The sequence below is a fragment of the Paraburkholderia aspalathi genome, assembly GCF_905220735.1.
In the GTDB taxonomy this organism is placed as follows: Bacteria; Pseudomonadota; Gammaproteobacteria; order Burkholderiales; family Burkholderiaceae; genus Paraburkholderia; species Paraburkholderia aspalathi.
On record NZ_CAJNBA010000002.1, the window covers coordinates 942,596 to 965,428 of the forward strand.

Consider the following 22,833-nt stretch of genomic DNA (forward strand, 5'->3'; position numbering starts at 1 on the left):
AGACTTCCCATCGCAGGTCCTTTCGACGGAGCAAACATCATGCGTTTTCGCCATCTTCTCAGCCTCTTTGCGGTTGTCGTGCCTTTATCGCTCGCGTTGCACGGCAACGCCCGTGCCGACGACATCGGCACGCTGACGCCCGGCAAGCTGGTCGCCGGCGTGGATGCGAACAACAAGCCGTATTCGTATATCGACAACGGCAAGATGACGGGCTTCGACGTCGAACTGCTGCGCGCCGTCGCGGCGAAGCTCGGTCTGAGCGCCGAGTTCCGCGCGCAGGATTTCAGCGGACTGCTGCCGAGCGTCGCGAACCAGCAGATCGATCTGGCCGCCGGGTCGATTTCGATCACGAAGGAACGCCTGAAGATGGTCGATTTCTCAGAGGGCTATCTGACGGGTCTTCTGAGCGTAGCAACCTTGCCCGACAGCACGATCACGAGCGATCCGTCATCGGTGAAGGGCAAACGGATCGGCGTCGTGCAGGGCACCATTGAGGACACGTATTCGGACAGCTACCTGCCGGGTGCGCAGATCGTGCGCTTTCCGAACCTGAACGCGGGATTCCTCGCGATGCGCTCGAAATACATCGATGGCTACTTCGTGGATAAAACGCTCGTGGAGGGCTTGCAGGGCAAGTATCCGCAAATGAACATCGCGGACAAGCTCGACATCTCCGCCGTCAACCTGCCTGCCGGTTTCCCGGTGCACAAGGGCAACGCCAAGCTCGAGGCGGCGCTGAACAAGTGCATCGGCGAACTGGTCGCGGACGGAACCTGGCTGAAGCTGTATCTGCAGTTCCACCCGGGTTATTCGAAGCCCGCGAGCCTGCCGCCGTACGCGATGAAGACCGATAACTGATTGAGTTCGGCCGACTGCGGACCGGCGGCTGAACCCGCCGCCGACGCTCAACAGGGAGCGCACCATGAATGCTTTCTTGCAGAACTTTCTCGACTGGCCGTTGCTGATCTCGTCGATACCGTCGTTGCTGTGCACGGGCCTCGTCAACACACTGGTGCTATCGGTGTTTTCGACTGTGCTGGGGATTGTCGCGGGCATGATGCTCGCGTTGATGACGGTGTCGCATACGCGCTGGTTGATGCTGCCCGCACAGGTGTTTATCGACGTGTTTCGCGGGCTGCCGGCCGCGCTCGTGATCCTGCTGGTCGGCCAGGGACTCGCGCCCGTGGGGCTTGCGATCTTCGGACCCAATCCGTATCCGCTTGCGATCGTCGCACTTGGGCTGATCTCATCCGCGTATATCGCGGAGATTTTTCGTTCCGGCATTCAAAGCGTGGGGCGCGGACAACTGTCCGCGTGTCAGGCGCTCGGCATGACATACTGGAGCAGCATGCGCCACGTGATCGTGCCGCAAGGCGTGCGGCGCATCTTGCCAGCGCTTGCGAACCAGTTCATTTCGATCGTCAAGGATTCGAGTCTGGTCTATTTTCTCGGCCTGCTGACTTCGCAACGCGATCTGTTTACGATCGGCCAGAACACGTCGGTGAATACCGCGAACCTGTCGCCGCTGGTGGCCGCGGGTGCGGTGTATCTGCTTGTGACCGTGCCACTCACGCACGCGATCAATCACATCGACCGCTGGACCAACCGTCATGCGAATCCGGCGCGCGGTAGTTCCAGCACACGATTGTCACGCCGGCAGCGCAGGGCGCAGGCTTCGGCCAGTTCGACTGTGCCGGTCAGGGCCGGCATCGCCGATCAACACAACTAGTCTTCACAGGCAGGACACCAGCCACAATGGGACCCAAAGTAGAAACGGTCGCTGACGACACCACCTTGCCCGCGCAAGTCGATGTCGTCGTCATCGGCGGCGGGATTATCGGCGTGAGCACGGCCCTTTATCTGAGCGAGAAGGGCTTGCAGGTCGCGCTATGTGAGAAAGGCCATATTGCGGGCGAGCAATCGAGTCGCAACTGGGGTTGGGTGCGCGTCACGCATCGCGACATGCGCGAGTTCGCGTTGAGCATCGAAAGCCTGAAGCTGTGGCGGAAAATGGATGCGACGCTCGGCATCGACACAGGCTTCAATCAATGCGGCATCCTCTACATGACCGATGAAGACGCCGTGATGGACAGTCATCACGTATGGCTCGACAAGGCGCGCCACGTAGCAGGCGACAAGTTCGACACTCGCGTGGTGGATGGGAGTGCCGTTGCCGAACTGTTGCCCGGCGCGACGAAAGCGTTCAAAGGCGGACTCTACACATCCGGCGACGGCCGCGCCGAACCGCAAAAAGCCGCGCCGGCGATCGCGAATGCGTTGCGCAAACGCGGCGTCAAGATTCTGACGCCATGCGCCGCCCGTGGCATCGAAACAAGCGCAGGGCGCGTCAGTGCGGTCGTCACTGAGCACGGCACGATCCGTTGCAACAGTGTGGTCGTCGCGGGTGGCGCGTGGTCGCGGTTGTTCTGCGGCAATCTGGATGTCGACGTACCGCAACTGCTGGTAAAAGCCTCCGTGCTTCGCACCGAGCCGCTCGACGGTGGCCCGACCTGTAGCGCGAGTAACAAGAAATTCGCGTTTCGCAAGCGCGCCGACGGCGGCTATACGGTCGCTTTTGGCTTCCGCACCTATAGCGATCTCACGCCCGATTCCTTTCGTCTGTTCTTCAAATATGTCGAAGCGTTGAAGAGCCAGCTGGGCGCTTTGCGCATCGGCATCGGTGCTCGTTTCTTCGATGAATTGCGCCGTCCGCGTCATTGGGCGCTTGACCGTCCCACAGCGTTCGAAGCGGTCCGCACGCTCGATCCCGAACCGATCACCAAGTACACCGACGCCGGTTTGCGCGAGTTCATCAAGGTCTTCCCGCATCTGGCGCACGCGCGAATCGCGCAGCGCTGGGCGGGCTACATGGACGTGACGCCGGACGCGATTCCAGTGATCTCCGGTGTCGATACCGTGCCGGGCCTCTTTATCGGCACGGGGTTTTCGGGGCATGGATTCGGCATCGGCCCGGCGGCCGGAAAGCTGATGGCGGATCTGGTGACGAACGACACACCGCTTGTCGACCCGCATGCGTTCCGCCTCAACCGGTTCAGCGACGGAACGAAGATTGTGATCGACGCGGGCTTCTAAGGTGGTCTTTCTACGCTTTCAAAGGAGCTATCCGTGCAAAGAGTGGCGATTATTTGCCGAGCCACTTCGTGCTCATTTGCGCATACTCGCCATTCGCCTGGCTCAGATGCAGCCACTGGTCGACAAAGTGTTTGAACACGTCGTCGCCGTTCGGCAGCAGGTAGCCCATCTCGGCATATTGCAGCGGCTTGTCGGGATTGACGGCACATAACTCGGGATGCGCCTTGCTCTGCACGATTGCCTCCGCAGCTTCGGTAACGAAGACATCCGCGTGGCCCTTGATGATCTCATCGAAGATCGTGAGGTTGTCCGAGTGCATGGTCAACTGGGCGTGGCTCAGTTTGGTCCTGGCGAACTTCTCGTTGCTGCCACCCGGATTCGCGATCACGCGGACGGACGGTTGGTCGATCGCTTCGATGGACTGATATTTGGCGACGTTTTCGCAGCGTGTAAGCGGCGTTTTGCCGTTGACCATATACGGCGTGCTGAAGTACGCCTGTTTCTGCCGCTCAAGCGAAACTGAAATGCCGCCTGCCGCGATGTCGCATTTACCTGCGACGAAATCAGGAAGCAGGTTCGCCCAGGTGGTCTTGACGAATTGTGGTTTCGCGTTGAGGGCCGTGGCAAGCGATCCCATCAGATCAACGTCAAGTCCTTCGAATTCACCCGATGCGCGCTGGAAGCTGAACGGCTTGTAATCGCCCGGCGTGCACACCCGCAGAATGCCGCTCTGCGTGACACGCGCGAGCGTAGACGGCGGCGGCGTCTGTGCAAATGCAAAAGACTGCGCGAGTAGCAAAGTCAACGCGACAACGAATTTCATAGTCCAACTCCGTCAAGAATCAATTGAAAAGTTCAGAAGGATTATCACAGCCAGAATTTCCAGAAAAAATATCCGGTCATCACAAAGCTGAAGATCAGAATCAACACACGCAGCAGGTTTGCGTCGATGCGCTGGGCAACACGCGCGCCCCACAGGCCGCCGATCAGGGTTATCCCGAGGCAGAATTTATTCTTATCGGAGCGCTTCCGCTGCATCAAAAAAAGGAAATCTTTTGGATCGTCAGCATCACGAGAGTTTTTTACTTTTGACAAACGCCCAGTCGTCCAAGCCGTGGTGGCGGACAGTCGGGATGCTCTATCAACGACAATGTTCCGCATGTCTCGCCTGTGCGTGGCGCGACTTGCTTGCCATAACGTCATGTCATGGGCACCACAACAATTGCGGCGTTGTCGCCATTAAATAGACTCACTATATTGGGCTCAATGCGCATTACATTTACGATCTCTTTCGCTTAACCCTTTCGAGGACAAAGTCGTGATCAAGAAGCCCATGTTGCGCCCGCTTGCGGCGGTTCTGATTCTTGGTGTCGCGGGTCTGGTGCCTGCGTGTCTCACGCCTGCTTTTGCTGCGGGGAAGATTACCTTTGTTTCTCAAGGCGGCACGTATCAGGAAGCGCAGACCAAGGCGATCCTCGATCCTGCGGCGAAACTGCTGAACATTACCGTGAACCAGGACAGCATCCCGGACGCGTGGCCGCAGATCAAGGCGCAGGCCGCAACCGGCAAGCCGATCTGGGACGTGGTCGATACGCCGACGTCCAACTGCCTGCGCGGCGGCCACGAAGGCCTGCTGGAGAAGCTGGATTTCTCGAAGATCCCGAATGGGGCTGCGATGCCCGAGAAATATCGCACGCCGTATTCAGTCGCCTATGAGTTCTATTCGACGGTCATCGGCTACAACAAGAAGTCGTTGAAGAAAGTGCCGCAGAGCTGGGCCGATTTCTGGAATGTGAAGGGATTCCCCGGCACGCGTGCGTTGCGCAACGATCCGCAGACGGTGCTCGAAGCCGCGCTTCTGGCCGACGGCGTGCCGCGCGACAAGCTTTATCCGCTCGACGTCGATCGTGCGTTTAAAAAGCTTCAACAGATCAAGCCGGACGTGACCGTCTGGTGGACCTCAGGCGGGCAGTCGGCACAATTGCTGCACGACGGCGAAGTCGACATGACGATGATCTGGAACGGCCGCGCAAGCGCCGTGCGTAAAGACAACCCCGATATCGACTTCACGTTCAACGACGGCATTCTGCAGAACACCCAGTTATGCGTGCTGAAGAACGCGCCGAACCTGGCCGACGCGATCAAATTCGTCAACGCCGCTGTCTCGCCCGAATTGCAGGCGAATCTGCCGCTGTATATCGACTATGGCCCGGGCAATCCGGCGGCCTTCAAGACCGGCAAGATCGACGCGAAACGCGCGAGCGAGCTGCCGAGCTCACCGGACAACGCGGCGAAGCAGGCGCTCATGTCGGAGGAGTGGTGGGCCTCGGACGCCGGCATTCAGGCGAAGGCGCGCTGGCTCAAGTTCATGCAGTAAGGCGCGGGCTGACGTCGACGCGCGGGCTCAAGGCTCGCGCGCACGTTTTGCTCACCCGTTCCGCACGTTTCAACGCCCGCGTAATCATCGAATGTGATCGACTATCTGATTCTCGGTGGCGGTTCGGCGGGCTGCGTGCTCGCCGCGCGCCTGTCCGAAGACGCCGGCAAGACCGTCTGCCTCGTCGAGGCCGGCCGCAATATCTCGCAGACGGACATGCCGGCTGCCGTGCGCAGCCGGTATCCTGGTCGCGCCTATCTCGACACGGCGAACATCTGGCAGCGCCTGAAGGCGCGCATGAGCATGTCGGCAACGACACGACGCTACGAACAGGCGCGCCTGCTCGGCGGTGGTTCGGCAATCAATGCGTTGATGGCGAATCGCGGCGCGCCCGCCGATTACGACGAATGGCACGCGCTTGGCGCGCACGGGTGGAACTGGAACGCCTGCCTGCCGTACTTCCGCAAACTCGAATCCGATTGCGACTTCGACGGCGAACTGCACGGCAAGAGCGGCCCGGTTCGCATTCAGCGCACGAACTGGGCACGCATTTCGCCCTTCGTGCGCGCGGTGCTCGCCACGCTCGCAGCGCGCGGCCACGTGCGGCGTGACGATCAGAACGGCGGGTGGGAGGACGGTACGTTCATCGGATCGATCGCGGTGAGCGAGGCCGGCGAGCGGATCCCGACGTCGGTCTGTTATCTCGACGATGCCGTGCGTGCCCGTCCGAACCTCCAAATCCGAACCGGAATGCTCGTCGAGCGCGTGCTGTTCGATGGCACGCGCGCAGTCGGTGCGCGCATCGTCGGCAGCGAGGGTGGCGAGGGTGGCGAGGGTGGCGAGGGCAGGGATGGCGCCAGCGACGAATTGCGCGCCGCGTATGTAATCGTCTGCGCCGGCGCGATCCACAGTCCCGCGCTGCTGATGCGAAGCGGCATCGGCCCGGCCGCTGAACTCGCCGCGCTCGGTATCGAAGTGCGCGCGGACCGGGCTGGCGTCGGCGGCAATCTGATGGAGCATCCGTCGATCGCTGTTTCCGCAGTTTTGCCGCGGGCCGCCCGCACGCCGTTTCCCGACGAGCATCACGAGCAGGCCATCGTGCGCTTTTCGTCAGGCATGCACGGCACCGTGCCCGGCGACATGCACGGTGCGATCCTGTCGCGTTCGGGCTGGCATTCGGTGGGCCACCGGCTCGGTACGATCTTTTTCTGGGTGAACAAGTCCTACTCGCGCGGCCGGGTGACGCTCATGTCGGCGAGTCCGCATAGCGAGCCTGCTGTCGATTTCAACATGCTGTCCGATGCTCGCGATCTCGAACGTCTGAAGGGCGCGCTGCGCTTCGGCGCTGAAACGCTGGCCGATCCGCTAATGGCGAAGCATCGCTCGACGCTTCTACCTTCGAGCTATTCGCCGCGTGTCGCGAGTGTGGCCGTGCCGGGTGCGTGGAATGCGTTGCAACGCGGCACGCTGAGCGCGCTATTGGATATCGCGGGTCCGTTTCGCGCGTGGCTGGTGCGACGCGTGGTCACTCAGGGCGTGACGCTGAACGACCTGCTCGCGGACGACCGTGCCTTGACGCAATTCGTCACGCGCTCGGTTGGCTGCACCTGGCATCCGTCGGGAACCTGCCGGATTGGCGCCGTCGACGATCCGCTCGCTGTGTGCGATGCGCGTGGCGCCGTGTATGGCGTGAACGGGCTTTATGTGTGTGATGCGTCGCTGATGCCGTCAATACCGTGCGCCAACACGAATATCCCGACCATCATGATCGCGGAGCGCATCGCGGATATGCTGCGTGGCCGCGCCTAGGGACTTGCTGGGTCGAGAAAGGGAAGGTGGCCCGTCGAGCGCCGCAGCCCTCAGTCCCCATACCCCACGATGCCTTTCACCTCGAGAAACGCCTCAAGCCCCCACTCGGCGTATTCGCGCCCATTGCCTGACTGCTTGTAGCCGCCGAAAGGCGAGCCGGCATCCCACGACGGGTAGTTCAGGTACACGCTGCCCGCCCGCAACCTGAACGCTACGCGCCGCGCACGCTCGTGATCGGCGGATTGCACATAGGCTGCGAGGCCGAAGGGACTTTCGTTCGCAATCGCGATCGCATCATCTTCGTCGCGATACGGCATGATCGCGAGCACGGGCCCGAAGATCTCTTCGCGCGCGATCGTCATAGACGGACGCACGTTCGCGAACACAGTCGGTTGCACGTAATAGCCGCGTTCGAGACCGTGCGGACGACCGAGGCCACCGGTCACGACTTGCGCGCCCTCGTCGATGCCGGCCGCGATCAAGCGTTCCACGCGCTCGAACTGCACGCTGCTGACAACCGGCCCCATCGTCGTGCGCTCGTGGTCTGCGGGGCCGACGCGATGTGCTTCCGCCGCCCGCCGGGCAATCGCCACCGCCTCGTCATGGCGCGCCTCCGGCACCAGCATGCGCGTCGGTGCATTGCACGACTGGCCGCTGTTGTTGAAGCACGAGTTGACGCCCGCCGTCACGGCGGCTTCAAAGTCGACGTCGTCCAGCAGAATGTTGGCCGACTTGCCACCCAGCTCCTGATGTACGCGCTTGACGGTCGGCGCCGCGAGCTTCGCGATCTCGATGCCCGCGCGCGTCGAGCCGGTGAACGACACCATGTCGACATCGGGATGCGCTGCAAGCGCCGCACCAACGGTCGGTCCATCGCCGTTCACGAGATTGAAGACTCCCGGCGGCACGCCCGCGGCGTCAAGAATCTCCGCGAACAACAGGGCGTTAAGCGGCGTCACTTCGCTGGGTTTCAGCACCATCGTGCAGCCGGCCGCAATCGCGGGCGCAGCCTTGCAGACGATCTGATTGATCGGCCAGTTCCACGGCGTGATGAGCGCGACGACACCCACCGGTTCGTGATTGACGAGCGTGGTGCCTTTTTTGCGTTGCCACGCGAACGTTTCGCACGTGCGGATCAATTCGTCTAGATGCCGCCGTCCGATTCCCGCCTGCCATGCGTGCGCCATCGCGCGCGGGGCGCCCAGTTCGCGCGAGATCGTGTCGCCCATCTCGTCGTGACGTTCAAGAAAAACCTCGAGAATGCGGCGGATCAGCGCGAGGCGCTCGGCGGGCGTGGTCTGCGAGAACGACGTGAACGCGCGTTTTGCCGCAGCAACCGCGCGATCGATGTCGGCGGGTGTGCCCATTGCCACTTCAGCGAACGCTTCTTCGGTGCAGGGATCGACGACGGGCAGGCGTGCCGTGCCCGACGGCTCGACCCACGCGCCGTCGATATAGAACTTCAGTGCATTGATCATGTGATAGGTGTGTAGGTGGAGGTCAGGCGCGCGCCGCGCCGGAGCGCCGGCTTATCACGACGATCATCACGAGGCACAGCGTCAGCGCCGTGAGCATGGTGCTAATCGCGGCGATGGTCGGATCGATCTCGTCGCGCAGCGTGACGAACATGCGGCGCGTCAGCGTCTGGTTCGAGCCGCCCGACACGAAGAGTGCGACCACTGTTTCGTCGAGCGCCTGAATGAACACGAACACGGCGCCCGAGATCACACTCGCCTTGATCTGCGGCAGCGTCACCGTCATGAAGCTGCGAAAGCGATTCATGCCGAGGCTGCGGGCGACCATCTCCTGGGTGCGGTCGAAGGTGCGAAGATCGGCGCCGACCGAGATCAGCACATACGGCAGCCCGAGCATCGTATCCGCGAGAATCAGCCCGCCGAGCGTATTCACGTAGCCGGCCTGCGAGTAGACGAAAAACACGCCCACCGCGACGATGATGATCGGCACCATCAACGGCAGCATCAGCAGCGTGCGCAGATAGCGCATGATCCAATGGGTGCCGTTCTGGATTGCATAGGCGGCACACACGCCGAGCGGTGTGGCGAGCAGTGCGGCGCAGATCGAGGCGGTCAGGGTGGTGCGCGCGGCGTCGATCCACGCGGGGTTGTCGAAGAAGGAGTGATACCAGCGCAGCGAATAGGCGGGCGGGGGGAAGGTCATGAAGCGCGTGTCCGAGAACGACAGCGGTACGACGATCAGCACCGGCACCATGAGGAACAGGAGGATCAGCACGACCGCCGCGCCAAGGACGATCCGTCCGAACGAGAGCTTTGTCATTTCGCGCCCAGGGTCTTTTCGAGTGGCACCACGCGGCTCGCGGCGTAGAAAATCGCGAACACGCAGATTAGCAGCACGACGCTCACCGCGCTCGCCGCGCCCCAGCTGTTATAGATCTCGACGTTGCGGCTCACCACCATCGACACCATGATCGACTTGCCGCCGCCCATCAACTCGGGTGTGATGTAGAAGCCGAGGCACAGCACGAACACGAGGGTGACGCCGGCGAACACACCGCTCATTGAAAGCGGCAGGAACACGCGCATGAACACATGCAGCGGCGAGCCGCCCAGACTCGCGCCCGCCTGCGAGAGATTCGGCGGAATCTTCTGCATGGCCGAATAGAGCGGCAGCACCATGAACGGCAACAGGATATGAACCATCGCGATGATCGTGCCGAACTGGTTATAGGCGAGCTGCACCGGCCGCTCGATCAGGCCCGAGGCGATCAAGGCCTTGTTGACGAGGCCCGTGCGCTGCAGCAACACGAGCCACGCGTAAGTGCGCACGAGCACGCTCGTCCAGAACGGCAGGATGACCATGCCGAGCACAAGCGCACTCAGCTTCGGCGACACTGAAGCCGCGAAGTAGGCCACCGGATAGCCGAGCACAAGCGTGATGACGGTCACGATGATGCTCAGTTTGAATGTGAGCAGGAAGGTTTCGAGGTAGGCGCCCGAGAACATGCGCCGGTAGTTCTCAAGCGTGAAGCCGTCGTGATAGATCGACTGCCACGACAGCCAGGCGAGCGGCACGACGAGCAGCACGACGATCACAAGGAGCGCCGGTGCCATCAGAAGAAGCATCGTGCGATCTTCGCGCCGCTGGTAGCGCACGGCGGGATCGGACTCGGTGGCCTGCATTAATGAGTGTCCTTGGAGCATCCGTTTGGCGGTCGTCATCATGCACCTACGGCGTCGAGAAACTGATACCACGCGGCGACGAGCCTCACACCCGGCGCGCGCAGCGAATGAAAAGGCACGGGCCGCAAACCAGGCGCGCCGAGCAGCGAAAGCTCGGGCGTCTCGCCGAGGGCGAGCGCGGCGGCATGCTGTCCGAGCAGGCTGGCCATCGCGACACCTGCTCCGTTATACCCCAGACAGAAGGTCGTGGCATCGTCGCTGCGCCCGACATGCGGCAGCGAATTGAACGTCATGCCGACGTAGCCCGACCAGCGATACGCCACGGGTACATCCGCGAGATCGGGAAAGAGCGCGACCATCGCCCGCTGCAGCCCATCGAAGCCGGTCGTCTGGCCTTCCTTGCCGAACGCGTCGCGGCCGCCGAACAGCATGCGGCCGTCCACCTTGCGGAACCACTTCATCATGCGGCGCGTTTCCGTGTAACTGCGGCGTTCGACCATCAGGCGCGCGTCGAGATCGGCGGGCAGGCGCTCGGTGGCGATCATTGCGCTGCGGAACGGCACGAGTTCGCGTTGATACGGCGAGGTGGCCGGCGTGAGATCCGAATAGGCATTGGTCGCGACGATCACCTGCTTCGCACGCACCGTACCGCCTGGCGTGCGCAACGTCACGTGCGTATCGCCGGGCGCGCGATGCATCTGCAGTACCGGCGTCGATTCGTAAATCGGCACGCCGCGCAGCGTCATGCCGCGCGCGAGTCCGCGCAAGTATTCGAGCGGCAGGATCGTGCCGGCATCCTTGCTCAGCACGCCGCCAACAAAACCCTTCGACCCCGTCTCGCGCTCGACTTCGGCGCGCAACTGCACGCTCATCGATGTATCACCGAGCGTCGCGCGTACCCAGTCGGCTTCGGCGCAGATCGCCGCGAGCGCGCGCTCGGTGTGCGCGCAGCGCAGGCTGCCCGTGTGCTCGAAGCGGGCCTGCGTGAGCCCGAACTCGTCGACCAGCGATTCGACCACCCGCACGCCTTCATGCGCGAGCCGATGCATACGCTTCGCGGTATCGAGGCCATGCAACTGGTCGATCGTGGGAAACGACAGCCTGAATTTCGACGACACCACGCCGCCATTGCGCCCGCTCGCCCCCCAGCCGACCACGTTCGCGTCGAGTACTGCGCAACCGACGCCACGTTTTTGCAGCGCATAGGCTGCGGCGAGGCCCGAGTAGCCGGCGCCGATCACTGCGACTTCGACGTCGAGATCGCGCGCGAGCGGCGCGCCGGTGCTGACCGCCGCGCCCCCATCGGGCGATGCCGCAGCAAGCGCTTGCCAGAGCGAGTCGGGCAGGGGCGAGGGGCGTGCCTTCGGCGCGAGCATCGGCTCAGGCGGCGAGGCGCGCTTCGGCTTCGACGGCGTCCGCGAGCTCGGCGAGCGTCGGGAACGTGAACGTCGGCGTCGTGACAGCCTCAGGCACCGGCGTGGCGCCGAAGCCCTTCTTGCCCTGACGGCGCTCGATCCAGCAAGTGGCATAGCCGAGTTCCGTGGCGACGCCGATGTCGTGGTACTGGCTTTGCGCGGTGTGCAGGATTTCGCCGAACTTGTAGCCGAATGCAGCCTGACGGCCGCGGTTGTATGCGAAGAATTGCGGATCAGGTTTGGCAACGCCGGTTTCGTCACAGCAGACCGTGTCGTCGAACGGGTCGCCAAGCGTGTGTGCGTAGGCCGACAGTGCGACGCGGTCCGCATTGGTCATGGCAACCAGGCGGAAGTGTTTGCGCAGACGCTTGAGCGCGGCGACCGAATCGGCGAAGGCGGGCCATTCGAGCACGTCGCGCTGGAACGCGGCGGCCGATTGCGCGTCGTCGGGCAAACCGAGTTCCTTCGCCAGCGACAGGTAGACGTTGGCCATTTCATGGCTCGAGCGACCCGGATGGGTCGCACGGCCGCGCATGTACGGCTCGAAGATCTGGTCGTCGGTCAGGTCCTTCGCGGCCGGCCCGCCGAGGCGCCGCACGGAGGCGAGCACGCCGCGCTCGAAGTCGATGAGTGTGCCGACGACGTCGAACGTCAGGACCTTGAAATCGGTGAGCTTCATGAAATCATCCTTTTGCAGTTTGCTGTAAAAACGGGAGAGGGAGTGCCCCAAGCGCGGGCGGATAAAAAATGAGAGGAGTCAGGCGGGCACGACGATGGTGTCCTGCGGATCGAGAACGACGCTCATCGGCGCGCCCGGTTCCGGAATGCGCCGGCGCGCGTCGTGGCCGCCGGGCTGCCTGAGGCTGATGGCGGTGCCGTCGGCGAGCGTTGCGAACACGCGCAGGCTTTCGCCCTGGTACAGCACTTCGGTAACGTGGCACGACAGACGATTCACGCCGTCGCGCCGCTCGCCGTTGTCGATCACGAGTTTTTCGGTTTGCACCGCGAGCAGCAGCTTGTCGCCGCGCGGCAGCGGGTGCGCGGTGCGCAGAACCGTATCGCCGAGACGCACGGCATCGTCGCCGGCGCGCGTCACGGCGAGCAGCGTCGCCTCACCGATGAAGCTCGCCACGAACGCGTCGCACGGGCGGTCGTAGAGCCGCTCAGGCGTGTCGATCTGCACGAGCCGGCCGTTCTTCAGCACGGCCACGCGGTCGCTCATGGTGAGCGCCTCGCGCTGATCGTGCGTCACATAAACGATCGTCGCGCCGAGCTTGCGATGCAACCGCCGTAGCTCGATCTGCATGGTTTCGCGCAGTTGCTTGTCGAGCGCGGAGAGCGGCTCGTCCATCAGGATCAGTTGTGGCTCGAAGACCATCGCGCGGGCGAGCGCCACTCGCTGCCGCTGGCCGCCGGACAGTTGGCCGATGCCGCGCTTTTCGTAGCCCGAGAGTTCGACCATGGCGAGCGCATCGGCGACCTTCTTCGCCCACGTCGCTTTGGGCTGACGGCGCGCGCGCAACGGAAACGCCACGTTCTCGCCGACGCTCATGTGCGGAAAAAGCGCGTAGTTCTGAAAGACGATGCCGATGTCGCGTTTGTGCGGCGGCGCAAATGTAATGTCGCGCTCACCGACCCAGACCGCACCCGAACTCGGCTGCACGAAGCCGCCGAGAATGCCGAGCAGGGTGGTCTTGCCTGACCCCGAAGGACCGAGCAGCGAGACGAATTCGCCCGGGGCAATGTCGAGCGACACGTCGTCGAGAGCCACGACCGGGCCATAACGTTTCGCTGCCGATCGGATCGAAACACCTGTTTTCGCTCGTGCGTCCATTGCGTCCTGTCTCGCTGTAGAGAGGCCTGCGTTAGGGAAAATATAGGCCGCGTCATTATTGACGGCAATTCCCAAATTGTTGGATAAGGCATAACATCAGATCATGCCTAACCTTCGCAAAAAACTGCCGAGCGCCAATGCGCTGTTCGTGTTCGAAGCTGCCGCGCGCTGCGGCAACTTCACGCGCGCGGCGCAGGAGTTATATGTGAGTCAGCCCGCGGTGAGCCGCATGCTGGCGCGCATGGAAGACCATCTCGGCGTGCGCCTTTTCGAGCGCGTGCGGGGTGGGATCGAGCTGACCGAGAACGGCAAGATCCTCTACCGGAAGATCTCGGAAGGCTTCAATGGCATAGAAGGCGCGATACGGGAGATCGAGGCGCGTGCGACGGGCGTCGAGTCCGTCACGCTCTCGGTGTCCACCGCGTTTACTACGCACTGGCTGATGCCGCGCATGAGCCGGCTGAACCAGGCGTTTCCGAATGTCGATTTGCGGTTTCAGCTGATCTCGGGGCGTATCGGTGGGCCGCTCGTCGATGTCGATCTCGGCATGCGCTTCTTGCGTGAGGACGAAATTGGCGAGAACAGTGTGCTGGTGATGCCGGAGACGCTACTGCCGGTGTGCAACCGGCGTTATCACGAGACGGCCGCGACGCAGACGGGCCGTGAGCACGGCGACACGGTGATCGTGATGGACGACGGCGAGCGCGGCTGGCATGAGCGCTTCGCCACGTTCGCGGCACACGGGCGGCACGTGGCGAGCATGCTGAGCTTCAACGACTACGCGATCGTCGTGCAGGCGGCGCTGCTGGGGCAGGGCGTCGCGCTTGGCTGGCTCAATGTCGTGTCGCATTGGCTTCTCGAGGGCGCGCTGCTCCCGTCCGAGGAGGAATTGATCGTGACGAACCGGCGCTGCTGTCTGGTGTGGCCGGAGAATCGGCCGTTGCGGCCGGTTGCAGCGGATGTGCGCGACTGGATCATCGAGGAGACGCGTGCCGATGTGCGGGCCGTCGACCGCAATTATCCGAAGCTGGGACTGCGGCGTTTGCTGGCAGAGGCGGGGCTCGTGATCGGGCCGGGCCAGGATGATGGGCGAAGGGTTAAGGCAGCCACGCCTTGATTGCGCGGCAGGAGGTCCGCCCCTCGTTGTTCCAGCCGGCCCTGATTTCCAGGCCCGCACTCCCCGACACAATCAGGCCAGATCGCGTCCGCCGGTTTCTTCGAGCATCGTCACGGCGCAGAGCGAAATGATGACGCACGCAATCATGTACCAGGCCGGCGCCATCGTATTGCCCGTCACCTTGATAAGCCACGCGACGACGAGCTGCGCCGTGCCGCCGAACACCGACACCGCCACGGCATACGCGCTTGCCAGATAGCCTGCGCGCACATGTTTCGGGAAGTTTTCCGGCATGAGCGCATACGCGGGCGCCGAACCCATCGTGTAGAAGAACATCAGAAGGACGATCAGGCCGGTGACGACCGGCAGCGTCGGAAACTGGTTCATCAGCCAGAACGCGGGATACAGCAGCGCGATCAGCACTACGCGTCCCAGCACGGTCAGCGGCTTTCTACGGCCCATGCGGTCCGACAGCGCGCCCCAGATCGGGCACATGAGCAGCGAGACACAGGCGGCGCCAATCGAGACCAGCATCGACAGCTTGGGCGGCATCTTCAGATACTGAATCGAGTAGGTGGGGATGTAGTACATCAGCACGTAGGTCGCGACTGTCATGCCCATGATCGCGAAGACCGTCAAAAACCATTTGCGCACGAGGGCCGGTTCGAAGCGCGAGTGCTCCGTTTTGACGGGCTCATCGTCCACGATATGCCGGCGCAGATACACGCCCACGGGCATGATCAGCGTGCCGGCCAGAAACGGAACGCGCCATCCCCAATCGAGCAGCTGCGGACCGGTCAAATGATAGGTGAGCAACGCAGCCATACCCGAGCCGAGCAGGGCGGCCGCGCCCTGGCTCGCCAGCTGCCAGCTTGCGCGAAAGCCACGCCCTTTTGCAGAACCTGTTTCCAGCAGGGTCGCGGTGGCCGCGCCAAACTCGCCGCCCTGCGCAAAACCCTGCACGAGGCGCGCCACCACGATCAACGCGGGCGCAGCAATGCCGATGGTTTCGTAGGTCGGCGCGAGACCGATCGCTGCGGAGCCGACTGCCATCAGGAAGATCGTCAGCGTGAGCGCGGCCCGGCGCCCGCGCTTGTCCGCGTAATGGCCGAGCACGAAGCCGCCGACCGGCCTCGCCACGAAGCCGATCGCGAACGCCGATAACGCCAGCAACGTCGACACGACGGGATCCTGCGACGGAAAGAACAGCTTTGCGATGGTCAGCGCGAAAAAGCTGTAGACCGTGAAATCGAAGAACTCGAGCAGATTGCCGACGACGGCCGCCACGACAATGCGGGTCTGCGAAACCGCAATCGTGCCGGACGACGTCAGAGGCTGGGTTGACATGGTTTAGGTCCTCACCGTAGGTGTATTTATGATGGATCCGTCTGCGCTTTCTGATGGGCGCTTAGACTTTCGACGCAAGAAACCGCTCGACCAGCCGCGTCCAGAATGCGGCGCCGACGGTCAGGTTGTCGTCGTTGAAGTCGTACTTCGCGTTGTGCAGCATGGGCGTGTCCTTGCCGTTGCCCACGCGCAGGAAGCAGCCCGGCTTCTTTTGCAGGTAATAGGCGAAGTCCTCGCTGCCCGCGATCGGACCAAAGCCGTCGACCACGCGTTCGTCGCCCACCAGTTCGCGTGCGACCTGTAACGCGAATTCAGTCTCCTGCGTGCTGTTGACGAGCACCGGGTAGCCCGGCACATAGTCGATCTCGACGCTGGCGCCGTGCGCTTGCACATGCGCATTGGCGAGCGCGCGGATGCGTGTTTCGAGCAGCTTGCGCACTTCGGGATCGAACGAGCGCACGCTCAGTTGAAGACGCGCCGTTTCGGGGATCACATTGGGTGCGTGTCCCGCATTGAACGCACCGATCGTGACCACGGCGGGCTGCATCGGATCGATGTTGCGCGACACGACGGTTTGCAGCGCCGTCACGAGTCCTGCGCCGATCACGAGCGGATCGGTGGCGAGATGGGGGCGGGCAGCGTGACCGCCGCGGCCGTGGATCGTGATGTCGACGGTATCGCATGCGGCCATGAACGGACCGCTGCGGAACATGAACGTGCCCGCCGGTGCGCCCGGATGATTGTGCAGGCCGAAGATGGCCTCGCAGGGGAAGCGCTCGAACAGACCGTCGGCGATCATGCGTTGCGCGCCGCTATCCGAGCCGACTTCCTCAGCGGGCTGGAAGACTAAATGGACGGTTCCGTCAAAGCGGCGCGTGCGTGCCAGATGCCGCGCTGCACCAAGGACCATCGCCGTGTGACCGTCGTGACCGCATGCGTGCATTTTGCCCGGGTGAACGCTGGAATAGGGCAGGCCCGTGGCCTCAGTGATAGGCAGGGCGTCCATATCGGCACGTACCGCAACGGCCCGCGACCCCGTTCCCGACTTCAGCGACGCAACCATGCCCGTTCCGCCCAGACCGCGCGTGACTTCGTAACCCCAACTTTCGAGCGCTTCGGCGACAAGATCCGATGTCTGGAACTCCTGGTAAGCCAGTTCAGGATGCTGGTGCAAACGGTGGCGGATGCCGCGCAATTCATCGTTCAGATCGCTGGTTTCATCGAGCGTGCAAAAGTGCTGGGTATTGGGCATTTGGATTGACGTGCATATAGAAAGCGAAGCGTCAGTATTTCGCTGCAAAAACGTGCGATCAATGACGTCTTTCGGTCGATAATGTTGACTTGAATGTCAACAGTCGAGAAAGCATGTCAACCGACACCGATATCCCTCAAACAGGCGCCCTCAATCCGCGCAGCCTGCGCTATCTGCATGAAATCGCCGTGCATGGTGGCGTGCGGGCGGCGGCGGACGCGCTCGGCATCAATGCGTCGGTGATCAGCCGGCAGGTGACGCAGTTGGAGCGCGCGCACGGCGTGGCGCTGCTCGAGCGGCAGGGCCGACGCGTGACGCTCACGGAAATCGGCCTGAGTCTCGTCGATCACTTTCGTGAAAGCCGGCGCCGCGACGCAGAGATGCTGGTGCAACTGGAGGACTATCGGGGGCTGCGGCGCGGACGGATCGGCATCGGGTGCGGCGAAGGGTTTGTCGGCAATCTGATGGCGATCGTGCTCGAGCGGTTTAGCGCACAGTTTCCGGATATCGTCGTCGATCTGCATACCGGCGCGACGTCCGAAATCATCGCGATGGTTCGCAACGACGAGGTCGATCTTGGCCTATGCGCGGGCGGGGCGAGGGACCCGGCGATACGCTCGCGCACGTTTCGCGCCGCGCCGTTCTGCGCGTTCGTGAGTCCGCGGCATCCGCTGGCGGGACTGCAGCGTATCCGCTTCGAGCAGCTTGCCGATGCCCGCCTGATTTTTATGCCACCGCGTTTCGGCGTTCAGCAGTATGTCGACTCGATCATTCGCGCGGAGCGGCTCAGCCTGACGCCGGCTTACCGGTGCGATATGTTTGCCGCGGCGCAGGCGATTGCGGCAGCGGGCCTTGGGGTCGCGTTCATGTCGACTGATGCCGCGCGGCAATATCTCGATGCGGGCAAGCTCGTTGCGCTGGAGATCGATCATCCGATTGCACGCGACTTCAGCAGCCAGGTGATACGCCGGGTTGGCCGGCGTTTGTCGCCGGCGGCGGAGTTTTTGTGGAAGCAGTTGGTGGGGGCGATGCAGAGGGGGTGGGCGGCGGCTGGGAAAGATTAATGCTATGGACACACGTGTCATGGCTTCTCCACCCGAATTTTGCTTCAAGATATCCATCTGACTCGTTTGTCAGTGGATTCGTGTTTATCGGTGCGGTTGCGTTGCTCAGTGCGGAGTCTTACATTTTCGTACTGAGTAACGCCAAACTTAGCGATGGGTCGCGCAGGCCATCCAGATGCTTTCCCAATCCTTGCGTCGCTTCACTTGTAAAAACCTTCGAAGGCGATCAGATGCAACCTTCCGACTACGCACATGAAGACATAGGCAATCTGGTGCTGCTCGAGCATATCAACCTCACGATACCGGACCAGAGTCTCGCGACTGCGTTCTATGTCAGCGGACTTGGACTCACGCGAGATCCTTATCTGATGACCGGCCTGAACAATATGTGGATCAACATCGGTCGTTCACAGATTCACTTGCCGCACGGCGACGCGCAGCGACTGCGCGGACACGTGGCACTGATCGTGGGCAAGCGCGAATCGCTGGTCGCACGGCTGCGCGCAGTTCGGCCCGTACTCGATCGAACCGCGTTCGGATGGACGGAGCGGGCAGACCGTGTAGAGATCACCTGTCCGTGGGGAAACCGCTACGACTGCCTTGATCCGAATCCCGATCAGTCGAACGCTCCGTGGTCGCGCATCGATCTCGGCATTGCTTATGTGCAACTTGATGTGCCGCTCGGTTGCGCGGGGTCGATTGCCGCTTTTTACCGCGAGGTATTCAATGCGTCCGTCGAGGTCCGCGACCACAACGGTTCGCAGCAGACGGCAATTGCGGTCGGGACGCATCAGCAGCTTATCTATTCAGAAACGCCAGCTGCCAACCTGGAATACGATGGACATCATATCCAGATCTATGTCGCAAACTTCTCCGAGCCCTACGCACGACTCGCTGCGCGCGGGCTGGTTTATGACGAGGAGCCTCATCAATATCGCTTCGCCGACGTCATCGATCCCGTGAGCGGCGCGCATTGCTTCAAGCTCGAGCATGAGGTACGTAGTCTGCGTCATCCGCTCTATGCGCGACCTCTGGTGAATCGAAATCCGGATCAAAGTAACAGGAACTACCGCATGGGTGGCGACGCGCGCAGAGGCGTGTTCTAGTCGGCGCGACCAGCTTCGTCGGTGCGACCAGCGAAACGTCGCGCGACCAACGCATTAATGACAAGCGACGCATCGAGACGATCAACGTGGATGAACGAGCGTGACGTCGACCCCAAGTGGTTTAATTGGCTCTGATCCAAATAGGCTCAGCGAATCAGGTGCAGTGTTCGACCGAACAATCTGGTGATCGGTGATGAGCAAACGGAAAGGCGTGGACGAGAGTGTTCTCAGCCGTTGATAATTTTACATAATATAAATTATCAACAATTAAGTTGTAGAGGCTAAGTTGTAATGTCCGCTTTTAGCCAAGTTCAAATGTCCGCTTCGAGGCGGCATAAGCTTACCCGGCGTCGATCCTCCGGCGCCGGAGGCTGCGATGGCTGCGACGGACAGGAGTGCTCCGGAGCAAAAGTGTGAGGTTCAGCCGCGTTTACATTCCACGGTCATAGATTTGCTACGTCGATATTCCAACCACATGCATTTGCGTCGGCAATAAGTCGCACATCCCAACCGTAGGCATTTGTTCATTGTTGGGAAACCGAGTTGCCTCGTGCTTTGCTACCGCGGCCTAATTGGCCCAGTACACACAGAGCATGGTGCCGTGCACTACACTTTTCGCACCAGGCACGAGGAGCTATCCTTTATGAGCACCGACTCCATCGTTCGGCAACGAGAAATAGCTCTCGAAGTCGAGCGCATCAAATCCCAAGTCGACGGCACCCGCGAAATTTACCGTCAAGTATGCGGACTGCTGTTCTTTCGCTTTGGAATCACACCAACCGCAAATGGCCTTTACCAGCTCGTGCGAAAAGGAACGATGGGAACGCCAGGCGCGGTCCTTAAGGAGTTCTGGCAGGATATTCAGGCAAAAGCGCGTATTCGAGTCGACCGCGCCGACCTTCGCCCCGAATTGGTTGAACTCGCGGCGGACATGGTTGGTACGCTGTGGGAGCGCGCTCTCGCCGATGCAGACACTGGCCTTGATCTCGAGCGGTCGCAACTACGTACTGTCCGCGCTCGGGCCGAAGCCGACGTGATGCAGGCCCGCGAGGAGGTTCTGCGTAAGCAGGCGGAGGTCGTGCGCGTGGAGACCCAGCTTGGCGATTCGCAGGCCGAGATCCGCATGGTGGGGAGCCGGCTTGCGGCCGCGCTCGAGGGCAAAAGGAACCATGAGCAGGAAGTGGCCGAGCTACGCGAGGAGATTCGCCTGCGCAACGAAGCGCTCGATCGGGCCCGGACTGATTTCGCGACCGAGCTCGCGGCCTCGCGCGAGCAGGCTCAGCAAGCAGCCGCACGCTATGAAGAGGCTTCTCGCCGCTCGATGCTCGAGATCGACCGTGCACGCACGGCAAGCGCAGCACTGCAGTGCACTCTCGACGAGCTTCGCCAGCGCAGTGCCGAAACCGAAGCCGGGCTGCGCGAAGAGGTTGATCGTGCACTGCGGGACGTTTCGCATGAGCGCCACCGGGTTGGCGTTCTCGAGGGGAAACTCGCTCTGCGAGTGTTCAACGAGTCGAGGATGAAGCCGCTGCGGCGACGAATGAACAAGAATCAGTCCCTGCCCTCTATTCTTCCTTCCTCTCGCAAGAGCTTGAAGCGCCGCGCCCTTCGGCGCGGTATAGCACCCCGCGTTGATAGTTGCTAACGCAGCCTGTATCATTTTTTATCGGCCATCAAGTCGGAGGCCGCTGCCTCAAGACCGAGTGATCTTCAGGAAAACGTCGTCGCAAACATATGGCCATCGGTGTGCAGTCACGACGAGTCGAGCTTGGAAAATCTGCACGAGGCGAGCGCTGTCATGGTCTGCGCGGCGCATGTTTGGCTGCGATGTCCTCGCTGCATTTCTATAGATCGGAAAGATTGACAACGAGCGGTTAAAAAAGCGTATTCTTATAGGGGCGCGAATCACGCGACCCGCCAAGCTGATTTACTGCCTGAAATCATGCTCGTTCGCCCACTTGAATTACTCAGCCTTCCGGAACACCTCAACGGAAGCGTCAGTACAAACCGCATGCCACGGGAACGCGCGGACCTAGGATTGCCTCTCCCGTATGGCCACATCAGTAACGATCTTGAAGCGATAAGTCAGTGGCTCGACACCTACGCCATCAACGAATCGACGTTCAAGAATTATCGTAGGGAAGCGGAACGGCTGCTCATGTGGGCAGTGATAGAACTGCAAAAACCCGTTTCTTCTCTTGTTTCCGATGATTTGAGATGCTTCTCAGCATTTCTCCTAGATCCTCAACCTGCGAGCCGCTGGATATCGGCTGATGGAAAGCATTCCCGCACGGATCCTCGCTGGCGTCCTTTCTGCGGACCGCTCTCTGCTTCCAGCGTGCGCCTGGCGATAGTAACGTTGGGTTCGATGTTCCGGTGGCTTGTCGACATTCGTTACCTGCGCAGTGATCCAACCGATAGGTTGGCGTCGACGCTGCGAACCCCGGTACGAAATACAGTGGACTATTTTTCGCAAGATCTGTTGCAAGAACTGAGAAATTTCATTGTGCAGCTACCTCAAGATTCGCATCAACAGCGAGCTTACTATCGGCGTTGCCGATGGCTGACAACTCTGTTTTATGCACAAGGTATGCGCCTCTCAGAAGTAGCGGATGGAAATATGGGGCAGTTTTTTTGCCGTGTGGGCGAAGATGGCGTGTCACGGTGGTGGCTAAGGGTACGGACTAAAGAGGGGCGCGGCCGTGTCGTTCCTGCTATTCCGGAGCTGATCGAGGAACTCAGCTCATACCGCAAGGCCAACGGGCTGTCGTCCCTACCCACTGAATCTGACGAAACACCGTTGGTAATTCCATTCAGGGGCGTTGCGCGGCGCATGGATCGTAAAACGCTCCACAATGCGGTTAAGGGAATTTTTATTAATGCAGCCTCTTGGCTCCGGTCAAGAGGCTGCAACTTTTCTCAGTACGCCGATCAGTTGGAGCATGCCTCGGCGCGATGGCTGCGACACACGACCGGTTCACATATGATTGACAATGGCGTCTCACTCGGGGTGGTCCGCGATCATCTCGGCCATGCTTCGCTTGCAACGACCTTCTACCTCTATGTTTATCCGAAGGATCCGCACCTCGACGTCAGCGACGATTATCGTTATCACGACACCGTCACTGCCCAAAATTCAATGTGGAGAGTGCGCGAGCCTGAAAAAAAAAGGCGAAAATGATTGATTCCGTCACGTCGATTGTAAAAAAATGATTCGCAGTTAGAATGCCATATCGGTCGCAGACACGCACACCGTACAAA

Annotated in this window: 19 protein-coding genes and 1 pseudogene; 10 read left to right on the top strand and 10 right to left on the bottom strand. The window is 61.5% G+C overall.

The genetic code is table 11. From position 1 onward, the window contains the following. The first annotated feature begins 39 nt into the window (after positions 1-39). The 3 genes from KHO30_RS15005 to KHO30_RS15015 all read left to right on the top strand — a co-directional run bounded on the left by KHO30_RS15005 (position 40) and on the right by KHO30_RS15015 (position 3,093). A complete protein-coding gene (locus tag KHO30_RS15005) occupies positions 40-858 on the top strand; it encodes an ABC transporter substrate-binding protein (RefSeq protein ID WP_200619988.1) in 819 nt (272 codons plus the stop codon). A 64-nt stretch (positions 859-922) separates the two neighbouring features. Then, positions 923-1,729: an amino acid ABC transporter permease gene (locus tag KHO30_RS15010; RefSeq protein ID WP_211701417.1), complete on the top strand. Its 807-nt coding sequence runs from the start codon at positions 923-925 to the stop codon at positions 1,727-1,729. A 26-nt stretch (positions 1,730-1,755) separates the two neighbouring features. Next, positions 1,756-3,093, top strand: a complete 1,338-nt coding sequence (locus KHO30_RS15015; protein ID WP_211701418.1) for an NAD(P)/FAD-dependent oxidoreductase — start codon at positions 1,756-1,758, stop codon at positions 3,091-3,093. 49 nt (positions 3,094-3,142) lie between these two features. On the opposite strand, the gene KHO30_RS15020 is transcribed toward KHO30_RS15015, so the two are convergent. Together KHO30_RS15020 and KHO30_RS15025 are read right to left on the bottom strand one after the other, a co-directional pair. Further along, a complete protein-coding gene (locus KHO30_RS15020) occupies positions 3,143-3,916 on the bottom strand; it encodes a transporter substrate-binding domain-containing protein (RefSeq protein ID WP_211701419.1) in 774 nt (257 codons plus the stop codon). Between the two features lie 44 nt (positions 3,917-3,960). Then, positions 3,961-4,254: a sulfite exporter TauE/SafE family protein gene (locus KHO30_RS15025; protein WP_211701420.1), complete on the bottom strand. Its 294-nt coding sequence runs from the start codon at positions 4,252-4,254 to the stop codon at positions 3,961-3,963. Positions 4,255-4,411: 157 nt separating this feature from the next. On the opposite strand from KHO30_RS15025, the gene KHO30_RS15030 reads away from it, so the two are divergent. Both KHO30_RS15030 and KHO30_RS15035 read left to right on the top strand, forming a co-directional pair. Then, positions 4,412-5,470, top strand: coding sequence for an ABC transporter substrate-binding protein (locus tag KHO30_RS15030; protein WP_093642607.1), 1,059 nt, complete (start codon positions 4,412-4,414; stop codon positions 5,468-5,470). A gap of 93 nt (positions 5,471-5,563) precedes the next feature. Continuing rightward, a pseudogene (locus KHO30_RS15035) lies at positions 5,564-7,276 on the top strand (GMC family oxidoreductase); the annotation flags it as partial. Between the two features lie 53 nt (positions 7,277-7,329). On the opposite strand, the gene KHO30_RS15040 reads toward KHO30_RS15035, so the two are convergent. The 6 genes from KHO30_RS15040 to KHO30_RS15065 form a co-directional block, all read right to left on the bottom strand. Continuing rightward, positions 7,330-8,757 (bottom strand): aldehyde dehydrogenase family protein, encoded by a 1,428-nt coding sequence (locus tag KHO30_RS15040; protein ID WP_211701422.1) that lies wholly within the window; start codon positions 8,755-8,757, stop codon positions 7,330-7,332. Positions 8,758-8,779: 22 nt separating this feature from the next. Continuing rightward, a complete protein-coding gene (locus KHO30_RS15045) occupies positions 8,780-9,574 on the bottom strand; it encodes an ABC transporter permease (protein WP_211701423.1) in 795 nt (264 codons plus the stop codon). After that, positions 9,571-10,437 (bottom strand): ABC transporter permease, encoded by an 867-nt coding sequence (locus KHO30_RS15050; protein ID WP_244864035.1) that lies wholly within the window; start codon positions 10,435-10,437, stop codon positions 9,571-9,573. Before KHO30_RS15050 ends, KHO30_RS15045 begins: the two co-directional genes overlap by 4 nt. A gap of 38 nt (positions 10,438-10,475) precedes the next feature. Continuing rightward, positions 10,476-11,813 (bottom strand): NAD(P)/FAD-dependent oxidoreductase, encoded by a 1,338-nt coding sequence (locus tag KHO30_RS15055; protein WP_211701425.1) that lies wholly within the window; start codon positions 11,811-11,813, stop codon positions 10,476-10,478. A 4-nt stretch (positions 11,814-11,817) separates the two neighbouring features. After that, the gene (locus KHO30_RS15060; protein WP_054042905.1) at positions 11,818-12,531 is read right to left on the bottom strand and encodes an HAD-IA family hydrolase; all 714 of its coding nucleotides are present in this window, start codon (positions 12,529-12,531) and stop codon (positions 11,818-11,820) included. Positions 12,532-12,609: 78 nt separating this feature from the next. Next, positions 12,610-13,686: an ABC transporter ATP-binding protein gene (locus KHO30_RS15065; RefSeq protein WP_211701426.1), complete on the bottom strand. Its 1,077-nt coding sequence runs from the start codon at positions 13,684-13,686 to the stop codon at positions 12,610-12,612. 103 nt (positions 13,687-13,789) lie between these two features. Between KHO30_RS15065 and KHO30_RS15070 the strand changes: the two genes are divergently transcribed. Continuing rightward, positions 13,790-14,803, top strand: a complete 1,014-nt coding sequence (locus KHO30_RS15070; protein WP_200651722.1) for a LysR family transcriptional regulator — start codon at positions 13,790-13,792, stop codon at positions 14,801-14,803. A 72-nt stretch (positions 14,804-14,875) separates the two neighbouring features. On the opposite strand, the gene KHO30_RS15075 is transcribed toward KHO30_RS15070, so the two are convergent. Together KHO30_RS15075 and KHO30_RS15080 are read right to left on the bottom strand one after the other, a co-directional pair. Then, positions 14,876-16,150 carry an MFS transporter gene (locus KHO30_RS15075; protein WP_093642582.1) on the bottom strand — a complete coding sequence of 425 codons (1,275 nt, stop codon included), beginning with the start codon at positions 16,148-16,150 and terminating at the stop codon, positions 14,876-14,878. Positions 16,151-16,211: 61 nt separating this feature from the next. Then, entirely contained in the window at positions 16,212-17,402 is a 1,191-nt protein-coding gene (locus KHO30_RS15080; protein WP_211701427.1) for a M20 aminoacylase family protein, read from the bottom strand. Between the two features lie 113 nt (positions 17,403-17,515). On the opposite strand from KHO30_RS15080, the gene KHO30_RS15085 reads away from it, so the two are divergent. From KHO30_RS15085 to KHO30_RS15100, 4 genes are all read left to right on the top strand, one after another. Further along, complete coding sequence (locus tag KHO30_RS15085; protein ID WP_200620000.1) at positions 17,516-18,466, top strand: LysR family transcriptional regulator; 951 nt, start codon at positions 17,516-17,518, stop codon at positions 18,464-18,466. Next, positions 18,409-19,572: a VOC family protein gene (locus KHO30_RS15090; RefSeq protein WP_244864036.1), complete on the top strand. Its 1,164-nt coding sequence runs from the start codon at positions 18,409-18,411 to the stop codon at positions 19,570-19,572. Before KHO30_RS15085 ends, KHO30_RS15090 begins: the two co-directional genes overlap by 58 nt. Positions 19,573-20,215: 643 nt before the next feature. Continuing rightward, complete coding sequence (locus KHO30_RS15095) at positions 20,216-21,217, top strand: DNA-binding protein (protein WP_211701428.1); 1,002 nt, start codon at positions 20,216-20,218, stop codon at positions 21,215-21,217. A 393-nt stretch (positions 21,218-21,610) separates the two neighbouring features. Then, complete coding sequence (locus KHO30_RS15100; protein ID WP_211701429.1) at positions 21,611-22,753, top strand: tyrosine-type recombinase/integrase; 1,143 nt, start codon at positions 21,611-21,613, stop codon at positions 22,751-22,753. Positions 22,754-22,833: the final 80 nt, after the last annotated feature.